Origin of the sequence: Maribacter antarcticus DSM 21422 (genome assembly GCF_000621125.1) — a bacterium.
GTDB lineage: Bacteria > Bacteroidota > Bacteroidia > Flavobacteriales > Flavobacteriaceae > Maribacter > Maribacter antarcticus.
On the sequence record NZ_JHZC01000004.1, the window covers coordinates 582,672 to 605,813 of the forward strand.

Annotated in this window: 15 protein-coding genes; 2 read left to right on the plus strand and 13 right to left on the minus strand. The window is 38.9% G+C overall.

The genetic code is table 11. From position 1 onward, the window contains the following. Positions 1-7: 7 nt before the first annotated feature. From Q360_RS0102525 to Q360_RS0102535, 3 genes are read right to left on the minus strand one after another with little or no spacing between them, the layout of a single operon-like run. The gene (locus Q360_RS0102525; RefSeq protein ID WP_027075687.1) at positions 8-1,174 is read right to left on the minus strand and encodes an MFS transporter; all 1,167 of its coding nucleotides are present in this window, start codon (positions 1,172-1,174) and stop codon (positions 8-10) included. Positions 1,175-1,181: 7 nt separating this feature from the next. Continuing rightward, positions 1,182-2,705, minus strand: coding sequence for a nuclear transport factor 2 family protein (locus tag Q360_RS0102530; protein WP_027075688.1), 1,524 nt, complete (start codon positions 2,703-2,705; stop codon positions 1,182-1,184). Positions 2,706-2,737: 32 nt separating this feature from the next. After that, positions 2,738-4,951, minus strand: coding sequence for a bifunctional alpha,alpha-trehalose-phosphate synthase (UDP-forming)/trehalose-phosphatase (locus tag Q360_RS0102535; RefSeq protein WP_027075689.1), 2,214 nt, complete (start codon positions 4,949-4,951; stop codon positions 2,738-2,740). Positions 4,952-5,154: 203 nt separating this feature from the next. On the opposite strand from Q360_RS0102535, the gene Q360_RS0102540 reads away from it, so the two are divergent. Then, positions 5,155-6,951 (plus strand): glycoside hydrolase family 15 protein, encoded by a 1,797-nt coding sequence (locus tag Q360_RS0102540; RefSeq protein WP_027075690.1) that lies wholly within the window; start codon positions 5,155-5,157, stop codon positions 6,949-6,951. Here the strand turns inward: Q360_RS0102540 and Q360_RS0102545 are convergent. The 9 genes from Q360_RS0102545 to Q360_RS0102585 form a co-directional block, all read right to left on the minus strand. Further along, complete coding sequence (locus Q360_RS0102545; protein ID WP_027075691.1) at positions 6,948-8,375, minus strand: pyridoxal phosphate-dependent decarboxylase family protein; 1,428 nt, start codon at positions 8,373-8,375, stop codon at positions 6,948-6,950. The two genes, Q360_RS0102540 and Q360_RS0102545, sit on opposite strands and share 4 nt — an antisense overlap. A gap of 81 nt (positions 8,376-8,456) precedes the next feature. Beyond that, entirely contained in the window at positions 8,457-9,473 is a 1,017-nt protein-coding gene (locus Q360_RS0102550; protein WP_027075692.1) for a DUF3829 domain-containing protein, read from the minus strand. 145 nt (positions 9,474-9,618) lie between these two features. Continuing rightward, entirely contained in the window at positions 9,619-11,430 is a 1,812-nt protein-coding gene (locus tag Q360_RS0102555; RefSeq protein WP_027075693.1) for an acyl-CoA dehydrogenase family protein, read from the minus strand. Positions 11,431-11,505: 75 nt separating this feature from the next. Beyond that, positions 11,506-12,696 (minus strand): acetyl-CoA C-acyltransferase, encoded by a 1,191-nt coding sequence (locus Q360_RS0102560; protein ID WP_027075694.1) that lies wholly within the window; start codon positions 12,694-12,696, stop codon positions 11,506-11,508. A 77-nt stretch (positions 12,697-12,773) separates the two neighbouring features. Further along, the gene (locus Q360_RS0102565) at positions 12,774-15,179 is read right to left on the minus strand and encodes a 3-hydroxyacyl-CoA dehydrogenase/enoyl-CoA hydratase family protein (protein ID WP_027075695.1); all 2,406 of its coding nucleotides are present in this window, start codon (positions 15,177-15,179) and stop codon (positions 12,774-12,776) included. Positions 15,180-15,195: 16 nt separating this feature from the next. Then, positions 15,196-15,648 carry a MarR family winged helix-turn-helix transcriptional regulator gene (locus tag Q360_RS0102570; RefSeq protein ID WP_027075696.1) on the minus strand — a complete coding sequence of 151 codons (453 nt, stop codon included), beginning with the start codon at positions 15,646-15,648 and terminating at the stop codon, positions 15,196-15,198. Between the two features lie 95 nt (positions 15,649-15,743). Continuing rightward, positions 15,744-15,998: a hypothetical protein gene (locus Q360_RS0102575; protein WP_027075697.1), complete on the minus strand. Its 255-nt coding sequence runs from the start codon at positions 15,996-15,998 to the stop codon at positions 15,744-15,746. Positions 15,999-16,007: 9 nt separating this feature from the next. Continuing rightward, a complete protein-coding gene (locus Q360_RS0102580; RefSeq protein WP_169734619.1) occupies positions 16,008-16,835 on the minus strand; it encodes a metallophosphoesterase in 828 nt (275 codons plus the stop codon). A gap of 482 nt (positions 16,836-17,317) precedes the next feature. After that, complete coding sequence (locus Q360_RS0102585; RefSeq protein WP_027075699.1) at positions 17,318-19,099, minus strand: AMP-dependent synthetase/ligase; 1,782 nt, start codon at positions 19,097-19,099, stop codon at positions 17,318-17,320. 270 nt (positions 19,100-19,369) lie between these two features. Between Q360_RS0102585 and Q360_RS0102590 the strand changes: the two genes are divergently transcribed. Then, positions 19,370-20,500: a glycoside hydrolase family 10 protein gene (locus tag Q360_RS0102590; RefSeq protein ID WP_027075700.1), complete on the plus strand. Its 1,131-nt coding sequence runs from the start codon at positions 19,370-19,372 to the stop codon at positions 20,498-20,500. A gap of 91 nt (positions 20,501-20,591) precedes the next feature. Here the strand turns inward: Q360_RS0102590 and Q360_RS0102595 are convergent, their stop codons facing one another. After that, the gene (locus tag Q360_RS0102595; RefSeq protein ID WP_036194778.1) at positions 20,592-23,069 is read right to left on the minus strand and encodes a TonB-dependent receptor plug domain-containing protein; all 2,478 of its coding nucleotides are present in this window, start codon (positions 23,067-23,069) and stop codon (positions 20,592-20,594) included. Positions 23,070-23,142 lie beyond the last annotated feature (73 nt).

Here is a 23,142-nt window from a genome sequence, read left to right on the forward strand (position 1 = left end):
ATTAAAATTAATCATTTTTATGACCGGATAACTGCCATAATCCGAATAGTGGACCTAGGGCCAAAACAAGGAAGGTATATTGCGGTGCTATCGCCTGACTAAAGGTAGCCAATAGTTGAATACTCCCAATCGTAATGGCAAATCCTATACAGTTGACCAAGGTTAATCCAGTCCCTTTTAATTGGGCCGGTGCTGCCGTGGCTACAAGCTTAGAAAATTGCGGGGAATCTGCCGTTACCGCCATACCCCACAAACACCATCCGCCTAAGAAAAGAAGGGAGTTTGATTGAAAAAAAAGAGGAGAAGCAAGACAGCATATCCCTGAAACGAAGAGGGCTACAAACGCTACTGTCTTACTGCCGTATTTTTGAGAAAGTACTCCGCCAAGGGCACAAGAAATGGCTCCTAAAGTAATTATGATTCCTGTCCATAACGGAACGGAAATCTCTGCGCCCGATAGGCTGTTATAACTCTGAATTGCAAAAGGGGTAAAAGCCCAAAAAGCATAGAGTTCCCACATATGTCCAAAATACCCAAATGCTGCTTTTCTAAAATTTGGTATCTTAAACAGTCCAAAGCCTGCCGATAGCCGTAAGTGCGAACTCTTTTTTCTAAAGGGCCCATTGGGAACTAAAAAGAATAGAAAAGCTCCACCCAGTAGTGTTAGTATGGAAGTGGTACCAATAATAATATTTGGATTTTCGTTCAAATGTGACCCTTTTAACACAAAAGGGAATGCGGTGCCTAGCACAAGTGCACCTACCAAAAGTCCCAACGCTTTCCCTAAACCTTTTTCGTAATAGTCTGCGGCAATTTTCATGCCTACCGGATAAATTCCCGCTAGGAAGAATCCTGTGCCAAATCGCGCGAGTATTAAGCCCTTAGTGGTCATAACATCGGATAACAGATACAGGTTACACGATGCCGCTAGTAGTGCACAAATAAAAAATACGTTAGAAGGGGAGACTCGGTCAGCTACCATCAATAGTGCAAAAACTAAAGTCCCGGTTATGAACCCAAACTGCACCGAGGAAATGACATAACCTACGAGTTCAACACCTAAACCTGTTTTAAGCAGGAGTTTATCAATTATAGCATTCCCAGCAAACCATGGAGATGTGCAGGCAAACTGTGCTAGGATAATCGTGGGAAGGATGTATTTTTTTTGTGCCAAATGCGTATTATCGAACGAAGGTTACGTTGGAGATTTTCTCGTTTTCAACCTCATAAATAGCTACGGCGCTAAACGTATTGCCATTTGCTGTCACAAACTCCTCATCAATTACGATATTGCCAATAACAATTCTATTTTTTATGTCTGCATGGAGGTCTGGTGTATTCTTAAAATAATTCCCGTATCCTTTCCGCATATCCTTTTGACCTTGTGTCCTTATATCTTCCGGAAAATTGTATACCCCTATGTCCTCGGAATACGTTTTTAAGAACCCGTCTATATCCCTAGCATTATAGGCATCCAATTGTTGTTGCACAATGGTTTCTGGGTTCGAAACGTTGGTATCTTTAAAAATAAAGGTCATGCTTGAGATAGTACCATTAATCACCTCATAAAGCGCCACTTGCATCTTAATTTTACCATTTCCGGTTACCCTTTCTTGGTCTATAACCTTGTTGCCTATCGTAATACGTTTCACTACTTCTACAGTGTATCCCTTTTTGTCAGGCGAAAGGTTACTGTACTTCTTCCGCATTTTTTCGTGGCCTACATAAAGTGTATCGGCTGGAAAATTACGAACGACCACAGCTTCCGAATAGCAGTTAACGAAAGCGTCTAAATCTCTCTCGTTATACGACTCTACTTGTTTTTGAACAATTTTAGCAGGTGCTGGTTCTGCTACTAAAGCTAATTTTTTCTGGTCAGGACTTACCGCAATACGGGTCATGTTATGCAGTTCCAAGGGTCCAAATTGATGAAATAAATCCCAAATTCCTGTGGTATCCGCTTTTACCTGAGCAATAATTCTATCTGTACTTGAAATTATAGTGTTTTGCGATAGCCAAGCCATATCCTCCCTACCGTTCCAGATATAGTTGATTGTTTTTGTTGCTCCGGAAACAGGGTTGAGCGATTTTATTTCCAATGTTTTGTTTTGCTTACTTATATAACTTATCAAATTTGTTCCCGGAATGGTATGCAGTGATCGACCCACATTTTTTTGTACCGTATTCGTTGTACCTTCTTGTAAATTGGCTACCACCAAATCCATCCGGTTTTCTACTAGAACGGTACACACTATAATATGGTCATTGTACCACACATGATAGCCTACTTTCAAATCTTTTAGAAGCTCTTTTGATATTCCAGTTTGTACATCATACTGATACAGTCTTTGTAAGCCATTTGAGTCCAATCGAATAGCTGATACGGCTTCTTTTTTAGGGATTTTTAAAGGAGAGTATTCACTTCCTTGGGTTGTATTAGAAATCCAAGTTGTGGTACCCTTAGCTATATCATACAGCGCAATATCCGTTTGATTGTTTCTAGTGGAGGAAAACAAAATAGTTTCGTTGTCGAAAAAGGAGGGTTGATTATCATACCCTTCATTGTTTGAAATATTCAAAGGTGCAGAAAGGCGAATAGTATCGGCATTCTTTGTTACATCTATCAAATAAATCTCTGTGGACTGTTGTGAAACAGCTTGCAAGGAGAAAATAAATAATCCAACCCAAAAAGGAAAATATTTCATCGTTCAATATATATGTGCTCAGTAACCGTGTTCTAGCGTTTTTCCGCAAAGCGTGCTAGAATATCTCGGACGTTTTTGATATTGTCTACAAAATATTTAGCCTGTGTTTTTTGTCTACCCACTTTTACTGTGACAGAATCGTCTGGTAATTCTTGAAACATAAACTCGTCTGTCCAATCATCACCTATAGCAAACACAAAATCATAGTCTTGTTCTGCATACACCCGCATAGCAGCTCTGCCTTTGTTTACGTTGCTGCTCTTTATTTCCATAACCTTGTTACCGTTCAAAACACTGAGGTCATCATTTGCTATCAAACTTGTCAATACTGTATTTAGTTCTACAGCACGTTTCTGACCAAAGTCCGGGTCGGTATTCCGGTAATGCCACGCTAGAGAGTAGTTTTTTTCTTCTATAAAACTACCTGGCGTGCGGTCTACAAAAGATTCCAATACAGGCATTATTTTAGCCATCCAATCTTTTTTAACATTTTCCAACATATGAAAATCTTCTCCATTTTGGGAAAGCCATACCCCATGCTCCACAATCATATTGTATTTTTTAGGAAGGAACCATTTGGTAAATGTCTCTTTATCCCTGCCGCTTATGAGATACATATCGGTGTTAGGTTGGGATGATATATCATCTAGTAATTGGTACAATGCCGTATCCGGACTCGCTTTTTGGGGATCGTTATGAAAGCCTGCTAGCGTACCGTCATAGTCCAAGAATACCAGTCGCCTTTTTGCTTTTATATAGTCCTGCATTACGGTATTCATAAGGTCAACAGACAGCCTACATGACACATACACATCCTCTTTTACTTTCTGGTTGACCAGGGAGGTCATAAAGTCGTTTGCCCATCTTTCTACATTATAGCGCTCCAATCTTTTTTGCAGTATGCCATTACGTTCCTGCTGTTCTTCTTTAGGCATGTTTATAGCCTGGAATAGGGTATCTGCTATTTGCTCAAAATTATTTGGATTAATAAGGAGTGATTCATTCATTTCGTTGGCAGAACCGGCCATTTCACTCAATATAAGCACGCCTGTTTTGTCCGTTCGGGTAGCTATGTATTCTTTGGCAACTAAGTTCATCCCGTCGCGTATGGGCGTTAACCAAGCAATATCACAGGACGTGTAGAGATCTATTAGATTTTCAAAAGGCATAGACCTGTAGAAATACCAAATAGGTGTCCAGCTTACCGTAGACAATTCTCCATTTATGCGACCTACCAATTCATCTATTTCTTTTTTAAGGAGCTTATATTGGGGAACGTTGGAGCGGGAGGGAACCGCTAGAATAATCAAACGTACTTTTTCTTTGTATTCTGGATACTTATTTAAAAAGTACTCATAAGCTTTTAATCGTTTGGCAATTCCTTTTGAATAGTCCAATCGATCTATAGATAAAAAGAACTTGGCATCGGGAGCCGATTCTTTATGGGTATCCAGTCGTTTTTGAAGCTCCGATTTCTCGGATTCATTCCGTTGTGAATGTTCTTTTGCCGCCTCACTGAATTTTTTATAATCGATTCCCATGGGAAAAGAATCTACTTTAATCACTCTATCCTCTAGGTAGATATCATTAAAACTGACTTCTAAGCCCAGTAATCTTCGTACCGAACTTAAGAAATGCCGTTCATAGTCATACGTATGAAATCCTATAAGGTCCGATCCTAATAAGCCTTGTAATATTTCACGCCGCCACGGAAGTGTTCTAAATATTTCATAGGATGGGAAGGGAATATGTAAAAAGAAGCCGATGGAAATATTAGGTCGTTTCTCGCGTACCAGTTGCGGCACTAACATTAATTGATAATCATGCACCCAAATAGTATCATTTTCATCCGCCTTTTCTAAGATGGCATCTGCAAATTTTTGATTTACTGCCTTGTAGGTTTCCCAATAGGAGAGTTCAAACTCTGAGTATTCTAAAAAGTAATGAAACAAAGGCCAAATGGTTCTGTTGCTAAAACCGAAATAAAATCCGTCTACTTCATCTTTCGTCAATTTTACTTTAGAGGAACCATGCTCCGCTAGCGCCTTGTCAATTTTTGGAGCTAATTCCTCAGGGATTTCCTCATCTGTGAGTCCGCTCCACCCGATCCATAAGCTGTCTCCACCAGAGTGAACAGATTTCATTCCCGTTGCCAAACCACCTACACTTGGTATCGCGGTGATGTCTCCATTACTAATTTGCAATTGTACGGGCAGTCTATTTGAGATTATGATAGTTTTAGCCATAAATAGCGGATTTTGTTTTGTTTTAAACTTAATTTCTCTCAATTTCGGGAAAAAGAAGGGCAATAGCAATTGAAAGACTGTATGAATCAAGATTTTTACGGAAACCGCATTTTGATCTCTATTTTTTGCTATCAGCCTAATTGCGATTATAAAATGGCTGCCAATAGTGAAATAGCAACCCCGAAACGAAATAGAAAAAATACATGGATAATTTAGATTACGGAATTATAGGAAATTGTAGAAGTGCGGCCTTGGTGTCCAAAACTGGCTCCATAGATTGGTGCTGTTTACCAGAGTTTGACTCTTCCTCAGTTTTTGCAAAATTGTTAGATGATACCAAAGGTGGCAGCTTTGAGGTTCAGGTAGATGATTCCTATGTCATTAAACAAAGCTATAAGAAACATACCGCAATTTTAGTTACACGATTTACTTCTGATGATGCTATTTTTGAAATACGGGATTTTATGCCTAGATATCGTAAAGAAGATGGGTATAATTCGCCTCCAGAGCTGGTTCGGTTTTTTAAGCATATTTCAGGAAAACCTGTTTTTAAGGTGCACTATAATCCTAAGTTGGAATACGCCAAGGGTAAAACGGACACCTATGTAAAGAAGAATTTTATAGTAAGCCTTACGCATGGCGAAAAGTTTGACACTTGTTTTTTATACACTTCTTTTAATAAGAATGCTGTTATGGAAGGAAAGGAGATAGCATTAGAAAAGGATGGTTACTTTTTAATGGGCTATAATGAGAAGATGTTTCAGCCCTCTGTGCGAAAAATGTATACCGAGTTAGAACGTACTAAGGTATATTGGCTTAATTGGAGTAATAAAACACCTAACTACAAAAAATACAATGCGGAAATAAGTAGAAGCGCCATAACCCTTAAGCTCTTAAGTTACGACAAGACAGGTGCTGTATTAGCCGCCGCCACTACATCCTTGCCCGAGACTATTGGTGAAGTGCGCAACTGGGATTATCGCTTTTGTTGGATTCGGGATGCTTCCATGGCTATTAAAGTTATCGGTGATCTTGGTCATAGGAATGTGGCCAAACGTTACCTACAATTTATTGTGGATTTAATTCCGGATAAGGATGAAAAACTGCAAATTATGTATGGTATCAATAAAGAAAAGAAATTAACCGAAGTTACCTTAGAACACCTCGCTGGGTATAAAGGTTCGGCTCCTGTTCGCGTAGGAAATGCAGCGTACAAACAAAAGCAGAATGATATTTATGGTATTCTAATGGATGTTATCTATGAACAGTTGTCCAAATATCATAACGATACTGAAAATGGGGAAGAACTCTGGGGGATTACAAAAGGTATCGTTTGGATTGTTTCCAACCACTGGAAAGAAGCGGATAAAGGTATTTGGGAATTTAGGGCTGAAAACAGACACTTTACCTTTTCTAAGGTACTTTGCTGGGTTGCTATTGAAAGGGCTATTAAGATAGCACGGATATTCAAGAAAACTGCAAAAATTGAAAAGTGGACGGCTTTGGAACAGGAAATAAAAAGGGATATTCATGAAAATGCATGGAACCCAGATGTAAACGCGTTTACCCAATCTTATGGCAGTCCAGATATGGATGCTTCTGTCTTATTGATGGAGTCTTACGGATTTATCCACGCCAAAGACCCGAAATTTGTAAGTACTGTAAAAGCCATTGAGAAGGAGCTAAGCAATGACGGTTTGCTATATAGATATAAAAACGAAGATGATTTTGGGTTGCCTTCCTCTTCGTTTACTATTTGTACATTTTGGTTTATTAATAGCCTGTTTAAAATAGGGGAAGAGGAAAAAGCGATGAAGCAATTCGACAAACTTTTATCGTATAGTAATCATTTAGGTCTCTTTAGTGAAGATATTGATTTTAAGACAAAAAGATTACTAGGAAATTTTCCACAAGCCTATTCGCATTTGGCGCTAATAGAGTGTGCGGTGCTCTTTTCTACTAAGGAAATTGAGGAGCAAGTTTTGGAGTCCATTAGCTAAACGGTAATCGCTAAACGACAGATTTTAGCAAGGAGATTTTCAAAATGAGTCTCCTTGGTAAACGGATTCATAACCGTAACCCTAAGGTAGTGTACGCCTCTTAATTTAGTCTGTACGATATAAAATTCGCCATCTTCTAACAAGGCTTGTCGAATAGCTTGATTTTGTCCGTTTTGGGCTTCACTAGATAAGGTAGTGTCTACATATTTGAAACACACAATGTTGGACATTGGGGCTACCGCGAGTTCAAATTGTGGATGTTGTTGTATGATTTGAGCAAACTGTTCTCCCATATCAAAGAGATGCGTTACATAGGCATTAAAAACGTCTTCGCCATAAAGTTTTAACATCGTAAACCAATGAATACTCATCATTGTCTTGGTACATTCAAAGGTTTTTTTGCCAGAATTACACCAATCTTCTAGTTCAGATTCCGTTAATAGGTAATCTGCCTTTTGACTGAACGTTAGGTTTGTGTGTGCACTTTTTTTATAAAGTAATGCCGTTGTAAGAGCTGGCATCATCATCATTTTATGTCCATCTATCACTACAGAATCCGCTTGATCAATACCTTTTAAAAGGGTCTTATATTTAGGAGAAAAAATAGCGGCCCCTCCATGGGCACCATCTACATGAAACCAGAGTTGTTTGCTTTTTGCGAAATCAGCGATTTCCTGTAAGTTATCGAACATTCCTGTAGACGTACTTGGGGCACTCCCTATAATTGCAAAGATATAGATACCTGAATCTTGAGCTTGTTTGTATTTTTCTTCTAAAAGTGAGGTGTCCATCCTGAAATCCTTCGTGGCAGGAATTTTTATAATACCCTGTTCCCCAAGTCCCATAATTTTTGCAGCACGGTCCACACAGTAATGTGCTTCTTCACTTACGATGATACCTAGTCGTTGTTGGGTGCCTTCGTTCCAAATATCGGTTTTTACGTTTACTTTCCGGGCAGTAAGTAGTGCGGTTAGATTTGCTAAAGTACCTCCAGAGGTAAGAACCCCCCCAGAAGTCATATCAAAACCGATTTTCTTACAGAGTACATCGGTAACTACGCGCTCTATGGCAGAAGGGGACATGCCCATTTCGTAAACAGCCATGCCATTGTTCAATAGGGAACTTATCATGCCTGTCAGCGCAGTCATTGGAGCTGTGGGCGTAACTTGATGTCCTATGTAATGTGGATGATGTATGTAGGTAGTCCTTTTGGTGATTTCTGAGAATAATTGATTTTCATCCCCTTTCTCGAGAAAGGCTTTCCAAAAGGCTAGCTCTTTATCAGGTTCGTTCCAGTGAATTGCATTGCCAGAATTCTGTTGTAGTTTATCTTCAAGATGGTCTGCGAGTTGGTCTATGAGTTCATGACCTTTCTTTCTGAAAATTTCAGTATCGTAAACGGTATGCAATAGGGATTTATCCATTCGCTAAAATTAAGTGCTTACAGCAATATGAACAAATAAAAACCACTTATAAATAGCAGCGGTGGGAATAATTATGTGCTACTATCGATTTAAGGCATTGGAGCTGCTAATTACTTTCTCCCCAGCAGCGGTAACTTTTAAATGACTAGCGGCGGCATACTGTATGCCCATACGCTCGACCTTGGACTTCATAGCGGCATGTTTCTTCGCCTCTAGAATCGTATTTTTTAGGTTTTGAGCTTCTTTGAGGTAGGTGTCAATAGCTAGATAATAGATAGTGAAAGGTGCTGGACGACTAATATTCATTTCCTTTTTAAGTCTTTCCTTATCTTTTGCTAGCGCCTTAAAGTCAGTATAATATTGAATTATATCATTTAAAGTTTGGTCATAGTCTTGTAAATTTAAATTTTTATACTCCTGAAAGCTTATACCGTACAACGGAGCTGAGTGTTTTTTAATACTGTGAACGAGCATTCCTTTATTATAGAGTAATAACTTATCTTTTTCTTTGTACTCTGCCAGCGCTTTTATTAAAAGTCTAGCATCAATTTCTTGTAATCGGGGGCCAAGGATATCGCTAGATGCTATAAACTTCTTAATAGGTTCCCTAGCTTTAAAGTAAAGCTCCGCTCCTTTTTCAAAATCATCATCGGTGTAAGATTGCAACTTATAGTATTCGGACAGCTGTTTTAGGGGCGCTAGTAGTTCTTTATAGGATGAAATCAAGCTTGGCGCCAAAGCATCTAGCTCTTCAATAGCAGGCTCCTGATTAACAATGTCCGTAAGCATCACAATGGCCCGACTTTCAATAAGTGATGGGATAAAATAGCTGTCTTGGTATTCTAAAGGTCTACCCGTTTTATCATTGATGAGATCAAAAAGGGTAGCGTAGGTGCCTTTTACGCGTGGTGTAACATCATTCCAAACAGCAATATAGGCATTGTACTTATAAATATAGGCTTGGTTTTTGTCTGCTACAGCGATAGCATTTGTATTCGTTGAAGCTTTTTTATTGGAACTTGTATTTGCTTCATCTTTACAAGATTGAAAGGTTGTGGTAACTAGGATTAGTAATAATAAAGTATGTAAACGCTTCATGATAATAGGTTAGATTTTCTTTTTTTAAATAGTAGTTGAAGTAGAACCCAAATACCGCGATTTCTGTTACGCTTGAGATAAAAATAAAAACCGCTCTTTTTGGGAGCGGTTTTTCTTCTGTTTAAAAACAAAAGTATCATTTGAGTTAGTCAAATGTGTATCCATTATCCGCAGCTACTTTATCCGCAATTTGAATACGTAATGCAATAACATTGGGGTTGTTTGTATATTTCGTAAAACGTTTTAAGCCCATAAGCATCATGCGCTGCTCATCACCCTCTGTAAAAGAAACGATAGCCTCTTTTCCTTTTTGGATTACGATTTCTGTGGCTCTATATAAATAAAGCTTGGACATCGCAATTTGTGTGTCCTGTGCTTTTTCACCAAATCTTTTTGCGTTCTTTTCAGTTCTTAAAATTGCTGATTCTGCTAAGTACGCCTGTATCAAAATATCGGATGCAGCCATCATCAACTGTTGGTGCTCCTCTAATTTAGCGCCAAATTTTTGTACGGCACTACCAGCAACCATTAGGAATACTTTTTTCACCCTTTTTAATAGGTCTTTTTCTTCTGCAAAAAGTTCTGAGAAATCTGGTGTGTCAAAAGAAGGTATTCCCATTAATTCCTCGCCTACAGCCGTTGCAGGTCCTAAAAGGTCTACATGGCCTTTCATGGCTTTTTTAACCAACATTCCTACCGCCAACATACGGTTGATTTCATTTGTTCCTTCATATATTCTTGCGATTCTAGCATCTCTCCAAGCAGATTCCATTGGCGTATCGGCACTAAAGCCCATACCACCAAATATCTGAACGCCTTCATCTGTAGTTTGCTGCACATGTTCAGAAACAGCAACTTTTAAGATGGAACATTCAATGGCGTATTCTTCAACACCTTTCAATTCTGCTTCTTGGTGCGTGTTGCCATCTGCTAAACGCATGGCAATACGATCTTCTATATTTTTGGCTGCACGATATGAGGCCGACTCATCCACATAAACATTGGTTGTCATATCGGCAATCTTTGCTTTAATGGCGCCAAAATTCATGATTGGGGTTTTGAACTGTATACGCTCATTCGCATACTTAGTCGCTTCGTCTACAATTCTGCGTTGTGCGTCCAAACAAGCAGCAGCCAATTTAATACGACCTACGTTTAACGCATTCATGGCAATTTTAAAACCACTTCCACGCTCGGAAAGCATATTCTCCACGGGTACTTTTGTTTCACTAAAAAATACCTGACGCGTAGAGGAGGAGTGTATTCCTAATTTCTTTTCTTCATCTCCTAACGAGATACCATTACTTGCATCGTTTTCTACGATAAATCCGGTAATATTCTTATCATCTTCAATTCGTGCAAAAACAATAAATACACTACAGAAACCAGCGTTAGAAATCCACATTTTTTGCCCCGAAATATTATAATGTTTGCCATCTTCCGACAATACGGCTTTCGTCTTGCCCGAATTTGCATCGGAGCCTGCTCCTGGCTCTGTTAAGCAATAGGCTCCAAACCATTCGCCAGATGCCAATTTAGGCACGTATTTTTGTTTTTGTTCTTCTGTACCATATAGCGTTATTGGCATGGTGCCAATGCCTGTATGTGCCCCAAAAGCTGTGCTAAACGATCCTGTGGCTCCCGAGATATAATCACACACCAGCATGGTAGATACGAAACCCATACCCATACCACCATAAGATTCTGGCACGGCTACACTTAGTAAACCTAGTTCCCCTGCTTTTCGCATGGTTTCTTCGGTAAACGCATAGTCTTTTTGTTCAAAACGTTCCCAATGCGCCCATAGCTCTCTATCCACGAACTCCTTCGTGCTCTCCCGCATCATTTTTTGTTCTTCGCTTAAATCTTCTAAGGTAAAAACGTCTTCGCATTTGGTTTCCTTAACCAGGAACTGTCCGCCGCGTAATATTTCTTTTTTTAGTGTCTCTGTACTCATATTATAGTGGTATTAAGTAAAACATATTAAGTACAAAGCGATTCCTTAGAAAGCTCAGTACGTAAGCTTTAGTGTTTAATTTAAAAATTCAAATATTCCAGCAGCACCCTGCCCTGTTCCAACGCACATGGTTACCATTCCGTATTGGCCCTGCATATCTCTTTTACGCATCTCATCAAAAAGTTGAACTGATAATTTTGCTCCAGTACATCCTAATGGATGGCCAAGGGCAATGGCCCCGCCGTTTACATTTACGATATCTTGGTTAAGACCTAGTTCACGAACAACGGCTAATGACTGAGAAGCAAAAGCTTCATTCAATTCAATTAAATTAATGTCTTCTTGCTTTAAGCTAGCCTGCTTAAGCACTTTTGGTATTGCGGCAATGGGTCCTATGCCCATAATTCTTGGAGGAACACCAGCAGCAGCATAATTCACGAGTCGCGCAATAGGCTCAAGATTAAGCTCTTTTACCATGTCTTCGCTCATGATCAAAACAAAAGCAGCACCATCACTCATTTGGGATGAGTTACCGGCAGTAACACTTCCGCCTGCGGCAAATACAGGTCTTAGTTTGTTTAGTATTTGAGTAGAAGTTCCTTTTCTAGGACCTTCATCTTTCGTTACTGTATATTTTTTAGTAGCCTTCTTTCCATCTGCACCAATATAGGTTTGTTCCACTTCAATAGGCACTATCTGATCTTGAAAACGGTCTTCAGCCTGAGCACGTAAGGCTTTCATATGAGAATTATAGGCAAATTCGTCTTGATCTTCACGAGAGACATTGTACTCATTAGCAACAGCCTCAGCTGTGTTTCCCATGCCCCAATAATAATCTTCATGGCCAGCTTTAACCACATCATAATTTAATTCTGTTTTATAGCCTGTCATTGGTACAGAACTCATACTTTCTGCTCCACCCGCTATAATACAGTCGGCCATTCCAGATTGAATTTTAGCGGTAGCCATGCCAATAGTTTCAATACCTGATGAGCAAAAACGGTTTACCGTTACACCAGGAACATCTACAATATCTAATCCCATTAAGGAGATAAGACGTGCCATATTCAACCCCTGTGAACCTTCTGGCATTGCATTACCTACCATAACATCATCAATTCGTTTTTTATCGAAATCAGGCAGTTCTTTCATCATATATTCGATGGTTTCTGCTGCTAACTCATCTGTCCGTTTAAAACGGAAGACACCTTTGGGAGCTTTACCTACTGCCGTTCTGTATGCTTTAACTATATATGCTGTTTTCATGTTTACTTATGCTTTTCGCTATCCGCTTTTGGCTTTTAGCATTTGTATCTATATTTTTTGATAGGCTAAAAGCTCCTTTAATTTCTAAGGGGTTTTCCAGTTTTCAACATATGCTGAATTCTTTCCAAGGTTTTTCTTTCTGTACAAAGTGACAGAAATGCTTCTCTTTCAATATCCAACAGGTACTGCTCAGAAACTAGTGTTGGTTCAGATAAATCACCACCTGCCATTACGTACGCTAACTTGTTAGCAATCTTCTTATCGTGCTCGCTAATGTAATGACTAGCTTCCATAGCGTCTGTTCCTACTAAGAACATTCCTAAAGCCTGCTTACCAAGAACTTTCACATCATTTCTTGCAGTTGGTTGCGTGTAGCCCGATTCCGCCATCAATTTTGCGTGCGCCTTAGCGGTAGCTATTTGGCGGTCTTTATTCACAACAACACTATCTTTTCCTTTCTGTAAAATACCCATATCAAAAGCTTCATAGGCCGATGTAGATACTTTTGCCATACCTATCGTTAGAAAGTACTCTTGCAAAATATTTAATTCTACATCACCTTTTCTAAATGTGTCCGATGCCCTTAGTGCTAGTTCTTTAGAACCACCACCACCAGGAATAACACCTACACCAAATTCTACAAGTCCCATATAGGTTTCTGCAGCAGCAACTACCTTGTCCGCATGAAGCGATAGTTCACAACCACCACCTAATGCCATTCCGTGTGGTGCAGCAATTGTTGGGATAGAGGAATAGCGCATCCGCATCATGGTGTCTTGGAACATTTTAATAGCCATATTCAGCTCATCATACTCTTGCTCAACGGCCATCATGAATATCATGCCAATATTAGCGCCTACAGAGAAGTTAGCAGCTTGGTTACCAACAACCAGTCCTTGGAAATCTTTTTCGGCTAAATCAATCGCTTTGTTCAAACCTGCTAAAACATCACCACCAATGGTGTTCATTTTAGATTGGAATTCTACGTTTATAATGCCATCACCTATATCTTCAACAACAACCCCTGCGTTTTTAAATACTTCCTTGGATTTTCTGATGTTGTCCAAAATAATAAACGCATCCTGACCTGGTATTTTTATCATTTCTTTGGACGGAATATCATAAAAATAGCTTGCACCATCTTTAATAGTATAGAAAGCGGTAACCCCTGCCGTTTTCATTTCAGACACCCATTTGGCAGCTTCTTGATTCTCTGAACCGATGAACTCTAAACCTGCATCAAGACCTATGGCATCCCATATTTGAAAAGGCCCGTGTTCCCAGCCAAAACCGGCTTTCATGGCATCATCAATCTTATATAATTCGTCTGTTATTTCAGGAATTCGGTGAGATACATAGGCGAACAGTTGTCCGAAACTCTTTCTGTAAAAATCACCAGCCTTATCTTTTCCTCCCGCTAAAACGGAGAACCTATCGACTACGTTGTCTATGGTCTTGGTCAACTCTAGTGTGGCGAACTTGGCGCTTTTTTTGGCCCTGTAGTCCATGGTATCCAAATCCAAGGTTAGAATTTCAGTTTTACCTTTAGCGTCTTTCGATTTTTTATAAAATCCTTGTCCTGTTTTGCTTCCCAACCATTTGTTTTCCATCATGGTGCCAATAAAATCGGGTAGTGCAAATAATCCGTGACGCTCATCATCCTTGCAGTTATCTGAAATACCGGTTGCAACATGCACGAGCGTATCCAAACCAACAACATCAACGGTTCTAAAAGTGGCCGATTTAGGTCTGCCGATTACCGGCCCGGTTAGTTTGTCCACTTCTTCTACGGTCATTCCCATTTCCTTTACGGCATGGAAAAGACTTTGGATGCTGAAAATACCGATACGGTTACCTATAAAGGCAGGTGTATCTTTAGCAACAACAGATGTTTTTCCTAAGAACTGTTCACCGTATCCGTTCAAGAAATCTAAAACTTCAGGTGAAGTTTTTGGTCCAGGGATTATTTCAAAAAGTTTTAAATATCTAGCGGGGTTAAAAAAGTGTGTCCCACAGAAGTGCTTCTGGAAATCATCGCTTCTTCCTTCACTCATGAACTTAATGGGGATACCTGAGGTATTGGACGTAATTAAGGTGCCTGGAGTCCTATATTTTTCAAGGTTTTCGAAAACCATTTTTTTGATATCCAAACGCTCAACGACAACCTCAATAATCCAGTCTACCGTGCTCACCTTTGCAATATCATCTTCCAAATTGCCTGTCGTAATTCTACTGGCAAACTTTTGATGGTAAATAGGAGCGGGTTTCGATTTTAAGGAAGCTGTCAAGGAATCGTTAACCATTCGGTTTCTGACCATCTTATCTTCTAACGTAAGCCCTTTAGCCTTTTCCTTATCGTTTAATTCTCTGGGTACAATGTCTAATAATAAAACGTCTACCCCTATATTGGCAAAGTGGCAAGCGATACCGCTTCCCATGATTCCAGAGCCAATTACTGCTACTTTTTTAATGTGCTTGTTCATGTAATTTACCCAAATATTAATGATTAGTTGTATTCTTTATATATATATTTTTATCTGTAATGAGCTTGTTTATGGTTTCCGTAACTTCAAAAAAATGATTTAGTTTTTCTTCGTCTACTTGTTGTTTTACCACTTCGTTAAACCGCATTACTACATCTTTAGAATCTTTTCTTTTATCCAATCCAAAATCGGTCAAATGAATTAGGACACCGCGCCCGTCGGCAGGATTAGGTTTGCGCTCTATGAGACCTTTATCCTCCATACTTTTTAATATTCTAGAGAGACTTGTGGCTTCCATTCCCATTTTTGGCCCTAAGGCTGTAGAAGGGGTACCCGTCTTAGGATCAATACTCAACATTGTAAACCCTATAGCCATTGTGGTTCCAAAGCTTTTTGCCTCTTCATTATACATTTTTGCTACTGCTTGCCAGGTTGCACGAAGTGCATAGTCAATGGTGGTTTCCTTCATAGAATTATAAGTTGGTTGTCAAATATAATAAAAATTTATTATGCATGCATAATAAATTAGTTGAAATACGAGTAAAAACGTATGGAATAAGCATGTTATAAATTGACGTTTTTTCTTTTTTTAAGTTCTTGGCTGATAGCGGAAGAAAATAATAGCGGTATAATTGTTAACGGTCCTAAGATAGCCGGTACTAATAGTGGTAGCCAATTGCTTTCTTCTTCTTCTGAAATTTGAAATAATGACATGCCAATGGCAACTATCATGAGCACGAGAATAGCTATCGCTGCACCCAACGAAAGTTTATTCCATTTTTTAAGTTGGGCTTCTGTCTTGGTTTGTAAAAAACTCATCCGTATTACTTAGTCATCATTACCTATATTCAATACCATTTGTTTTTGATTTCCATAGCCATTCAAAACTAAACTATCTTGATAAATCTCAAGAATGCCATAGGAACTAATCATAGTGTCTACCATTCCAAATAGGGTGATGTAATGTACACCGTTTTTAAAAATATAGTCCCCAGAATGATTATGTCCATTTATAAAAGCTACTACATTTGAGCTATTTTCTATCAGGCTAATAATCTCGTAATCATTCCATAAGTTATGTATATCTCCTTTAGGCCTTACGGGCAAATGTGAAAAGAGTATGACTTTTTGATCTAATGTTTTAGCACTATCCAATTGCTTTTCAAGCCACTTTTGTTGTTCCATGCCTATTGCACTGTTCCAACGATACTGATTGGATTTCTCCATGGTGTTTTCATAATATGAATCTATCTGATTGGTATCGTAATTATGTAATGAATTTGAAAAATAGGAATAATCAGTAGCATCTAACACAATAAATCTCCAGCCGTTTTTCACATATGAATAATAATAATTAGGCATTGATAACTTTTCAAGTAAATTTTTCATTCGAGTTGTGTCAATAGAAAAATCATGGTTTCCTAGTAATTGATAATTTTCGATACCTGGTTTAAGTTTTTGGTAAATGGGCATTATAGCGTCATAACTCGCCCATTCAACGTCGATAATATCTCCGAGGTTTTGAACAAAATCTATATTTTCATAATTAAAGGTGTCAATTGCTTCTTCCAGTTTCAATAAGGATTCGCTATAGTATCTGTTCCCTTTGGTTGGTTTATCGGCATATTGTGGGTCTGCCACTAGTCCAATTTTCAAAATAGGCTCTGTTTTGGAGCAAGAACTAAGAGCTATTAGTATTGTTATCAGAACGAGCCAGTACTTCATTTTACGGTTATTGGGTTGATTGTGTTCTTGGATAAACGTGTTACCATTAAAAAGCAGTTTTGTTTCGAAAGGAGATAAGTCACGCTAAGGCCCAATGCTTATACTTGACCTGACACTTTATTCTCTAATACGTCATCAAACTTTAAAAATTTTGTGCACTACTAAAAATGCAAAAAATTTTTATGTTAATTTATAAATTTATCGGGAAAACTATAACTCTTTTTTTTGTTTTCGGTAGCCAATGTAGTTTTAAGTCCAATAAAGAATGGGGGTACCAGCAATGAAATGTTAACTCTTTTGGTTCTTTAAGACCTAAAATAATTACTTGTCGTCACTAACGAACAAAAATACAATAGCATCAAAAAATGGTTCTGCTTTGGAATAGCTCATTTGCTTGGTACTGCCTCTTAAAATTAATACCCTTTATCACGGGCATAAATCTCATTGTACAAGGGCATATACTTTTCCTTTACAATCTTACGCCGTAATTTCATAGTAGGCGTAAGGTGTCCGTCATCAATGGTCCACACATCTGGTGTTAGTTTAAACTGCTTTACTTTTTCCCATTTTGCAAAATCGGTATTTGCCAGTGCTACTTCTTCCTGAAAACGCGCCAATACTTTTTCATTAAGTACGATATCTGAATTTTCACTTACGGTAATATTATGACGTTCTGCCCAAGCATATAAAAACTCAAAATTTGGTTGTATCAAAGCTGCTGGCATTTTCTCCCCTTCGCCTACGACCATAATCTGTTCTATAAATCTGGATTGCTTAAAGCGATTTTCTAATAATTGAGGAGCCACATATTTACCCCCCGATGTCTTGAACATCTCTTTTTTACGATCTGTGATCTTTAAGAACCCGTCAGCGTCTATTATTCCTATGTCGCCTGTATGAAAATAACCGTCTTTTAATACCTCTGCTGTTTTTACGGGTTCTTTGTAATAGCCTAGCATTATATTGGGGCCTTTACAAAGAATTTCGCCGTCACTGGCAATTTTTATTTCTACATCATTTAGCACCCTACCAACACATCCAATACGCCATCCGCCACCTTTTACTTGATTTACGGAGATTACAGGAGACGTTTCCGTAAGGCCGTACCCTTCCATAACTGGAATATTTGCAGCACCAAAAATACGACCCAATCGTTGCTGCAAGGCTGCACTTCCACAAACCATGGTATCCAAATTCCCACCTAAGCCTTCTTTCCACTTGCTAAAAATCAACTTACGTGCCAGGGCCAATTTCTTTTCATACCACCATCCGTTCTGCCCGTAAGGTTCAAACTTTAGACCCAGGTCCACAGCCCAGAAAAAGAGATTTTTCTTGATACCGGTTAGTGCACTGCCTTTTGTAATAATAGAGTCGTACACTTTTTCTAAAAGCCTTGGTACAACGGTCATCACATTGGGCTTCACTTCTTTTAGGTTCTCACTAATTTTTTCTAAGCTCTCTGCAAAATAAATATTGATACCGCAATATTGGTATAGATACAGAATCATGCGTTCAAAGATATGGCAAACAGGGAGGAAGCTTAATGCGCTTGCTCCGGCTTCAAAAGGGACTCGTTCTTTACTTGCAATTACGTTAGACACAATATTATCATGAGAAAGCATTACGCCTTTTGGTCGTCCGGTTGTTCCTGAGGTATAAATCAAGGTGGCTAAATCTCCAGGTAGTACGGCTGCTTTTCTAGCTTCCAGTTCGGGTTGATTACTTTCATCTGCTCCTTTATCCAAAACGGTGGTCCAGCTCTTGCAGCTGTCTAAGTCATCAAAAGAGAACACCTCTTTTATATTTTTTAATTTTGAATTTATCGATAGTACTTTCTCTAGTACTTCAGAACAGGATACAAAGCAATAGGTAGCCTCAGAATGGTTTAAAACATATTCATAATCATCTTCCGATATGGTGGGATATATAGGTACGTTTTGCGCACCTGTTTGTAAAATACCAATATCGCAAATATTCCATTCCGTTCTGTTGTTCATGGAGATAATGGCAATTTTATCATTTGGTTGAACCCCTAATCGCAAAAGTCCACGACTTAGTGCATTGGCTTTATCTAAGTATTCCCGCGTAGAAGTGGCTATCCATTCACCATTTTTTTTGCTCACCAGAGCGTTGTCTAAGTTGAAATTTTCCAACTGATAATACGGAAAATCGAAAAGGCGGGTAACTTTTTGCATAATGAGTTTCTTTTAAATCTTTGCAAAATAGGGAAAGAACAGCAATATTTAAAACGAGATTCATAATTAAATGCGTAATATTTTTAAAAATCCTAATGGGAGGTATAAATCGTGCTAATGGATAACCATATAAATACGGTATGAATTCCGCTTCCTCTAATTTTGAAAGGCAAATGTTATTGATGTCAATAGCCATGTCATACAGCTAAGAAGCGATAGCCTCTTTTAATTTTTCTGTAATTTTAGAGTCCAAGACGAAAATAGATACAAATGAAAAAAGTCATAGTACTGTGTTTGGTGTTAGTAGCCTTTATTTCCTGCGGTGAGCAGAAATCTAAGAATGAAAAAACAGTTAAAATTCCTGTGTATGCCTGGACAGGTGGTCCTGGGGACGCAAGCGACCAAGAGTTGTCTGAGCGATTTCTGGCGTATAAGGAAAAGGGTATAGACGGACTCCTATATAATGGCGGGCACGACCCGGAGACCTACAAAAGAGTAGGGGCTTTAGTCAAAACGGCAGGTATGGAGTTCCATGCTTGGATACCTACTATGGTGCAAGGGGAAAACCCAAAAATTTCCAAGGACTTGTATGCGCATAACCGCAATGGGGACTCTGCTTTTGATAAACCTGCTTATGTAGACTATTACAAGTTTCTTTGCCCCAATAAGGAGGGAACCTACGATTTTCTGTCTAATTTATACGGTTCGGTTGCTGCTGTAGCGGAAATAGATGGTATCCATTTGGATTATATCCGGTTTCCCGATGTCATCTTAGCAGAGGGTTTGTGGGATAAATATGGATTAGTAATGGATCAAGAGTATCCAGAATATGATTATTGCTATTGTGATAAATGTACATCTGATTTTGAGGAGCAAACTGGGATTGATATTAATAATGTAGCGGATGCTTCAGCGGTTCAAGAATGGAAACAGTTTCGGTATGATTTGATTACCAATATGGTAGGGCGTTTGGCTAAAGTGGTCCGTGAGAAGGAAAAAGTAATAAATGCTGCTGTATTTCCAGGACCTACTATAGCTAAAGCGAAAGTGCGACAAGAATGGAATACATGGGATTTGGATGCAGTGTTCCCTATGAATTATAACGATTTCTATCTAAAAGGACCAGAGTGGATAGGTGAAGTGGTTAAGGAAGAGGTGGCCTCCGTAAATGGACTTAAACCTATATATAGCGGATTGTTTATTTGCCCCAACCCAGAAAATAAGTCGAAAGAAAACGACCCTGAGAATCATGGCCTGTTACCATCAGAAATTGAAACGGCTATCCGAGCTTCCATGGAAAACGGAGCAACTGGGATTTGTCTTTTTACCCCGGAACGAATGAAGCCTGAGCACTGGGACGCATTTGAGAAGGCTATTTATACGGATTATACCAAGGAATAGCATCGCATTATAGCAGGGTAAGGCAGTTTTTTCTTATTAGGAAGTAACTGACTATCTAAAGTTCAAAAAAGCGTTACACGGATTGTTTCCCCTATTCTACACTAAAAGTGGTCGTGCTTTTTACTGGAACACCTTCACGTGTAATACCTTCCAAGGTTATTTTATAGTCTCCTAGGATATCTCCTGTATAAAAGGAGATAGCGGCCTTTCGTTCATTATTTAGTTGAATATAGGGTTGCCAATGCAATGTTGTTCTACTGTCTACCTCTTTGTTTTCTGGTGTGCCAGTTCCATATTTAGGTTCGTAAAATTTTCTAGCGTACGCATACCCGGGGTGTTCAAAATTGAGTGAACCACCTATTCTTTTTGCTTTTCCTGAGGATTCTGTACCATTTTTAGTATACACCGCAATGACTCCATTAGCTCCTCTAGAACCGTAGATGGCCGCTCTTGGGCCTTTTAGTACATCAATAAAAGCTACATTGTAGGGTAACATTTGTACCAAAATATCGCTTCCCACTTGCGCCCCATTTAATAGAACCAAGGCAGAACCAGCACCTTCTGTACTACTAAATGCATCACCTAGACTTGAAGATGCTCTTAGGTAGACAGAAGAACCTCTTACGGTAAGTCCAGGTACTCTTCCCCTTAAAGCGTCTAAAAGATTTGTAAACCCCATCTCTGTAAAACCTTCAAAATCGACAGTTTGCGAAGGTGTTTTATAGAGAACTACCTTTCTTTTAATTGCATACTTATCTAGCTTCTTCTCTTTTTTAACGGCTATAAAAGCTTCATCTAGTTGTATCATTTTATCGGCATATAAAAATGAACGCGTGGTTTGCTGCGCTTTTTCATACCCAGTTGTGAATCTTGCCATCGTTTTGGATGCACTACTTACAGGAGGCGAGGGTATTGAATCGAATATGATTTTGTAATTCAGCGTTGGGTTTCTTTTCTTTTTTGGATAATACACAGTAGCACTTAGCAAGACGGTGGTCGTATCAGTAAAATTTAAATTATTAAAACTAAAAGCACCATCCTCAGTTGTTTTTGCTCTGTCTTGTATCATTTCCGTGGTGCTATTCGCTGTTAACGAAACGCTGCCTGTAAGGGGTTCAGTAGTATTTATAGCATCGACTACTTTTCCTGAAAGGGTAATTCCTGTTTCTGGAAGGAAGTAGTTGGCTGATTGCACCAATTCATCTTCCAACGCATATTGCCGCCATCCTTGTGTCCGCATTAGAATATCTAGATGTTGTCGTCTGTTCGCATCATTAGAATAGAAATAGTACCCAGGTTGTTCTATTTCACCCTGTAGCGCTGAGCTTAACAATACGTAGGTTTTAATATCAATAGTATGATGGGGTTCTGGCAGTACTACGGTATTCGTGACTGATAAAGACATGTCTATCAATTCTTCCTTAAGGGCTATGGCGTCCATTGTAATTTCCATCGATACCAATTCTTTTTTATCATAAACAGATTTCGAGTTTCTAATGTTGATTATTGGCTCAATAGCATCATTTTCATGAAATAGAAGTCGCGCTGCAAGAGGTTGGTTCTCTGGGTTCAGCAAGGTCAACTCTAAAACGCCTTCGTCCAAGATATCCTTGGCTAGTTTTACAACGGTTGTATGTTCTTGTTTATTTGCATTGACCGCTAGCTTAAAACGTGTTTTAACACCTTGTTTACCAATTAGTTGATACGACTTAAGTTTGATATCTGAAGTTGCCCTTAGCTCTATTTTGTAAAATTCAGGTTGATTGGAAACGGTCATTAATACACCACTGTTCATGGTTTTTGGTAGTATAAAGCGTTCGTCAGCACCCATATATCGTATAACTGCGCTATAGGATCTGTCTGGCTTAGGAATAAAATGGAACAACCCCATCCCTAAATGCATCGATTTAAATGTAGTGATAGTATTTCCTAGATCATCTGTTATTTTGCCTGATATAGTACTACCATACCCATTGGAATCTATTGCCTTGAAGGAAACGGGGTTTAAAAATCCGGCTATCAAATGCCCACCTTCGGGAAAGAATTGAACATCTATGTTGGTGCTGTCTTTTGTTTGTTCCGTATCCGTTCCATTCGCTGCAGCGGACAACGCATTGACGAAAATCGCTTTTGAAAAATAATTAGACTCCCCAGAATTACGCATGTAATTGGTGTAGGCTCTAATGGTATATTGACCGTTTACTGAGGTTTGAAGAAGTTTAAAATCTCCCGCAACGGAACCATTTGAAGTTTTAAGTGTTCTTTTGGCTATACGTTGTCCGTTTGGTCCAATTAAGTCCACATATACTATTTCACTCGGAGCGGTAGACGCATTGGTCATGCCATTCATTAAATAAGCCTTGAACCAAATATCTTCACCAGCGGCGTAGTAACTCTTGTCTAAATGGAGGTATATTTTTTCGGTCGCTACTGCTGTGGGTTGCTGCGAACCGTTTTCTTGTCCAACTAAACCCGTTGACATTGGAAATAACAAGAAAAGGAGTAGGCGTAATATAGTACTGCCTTTTGCCTTTTGTGATGGCTCAGATGTCGCTGTAGTTTGTTCCATTTCTCTTAAAAATATGGAAGAATAGGGTAGGAATACGAGCGAAAAATTAAGCTTAACAAAAATTTAGCAGTAG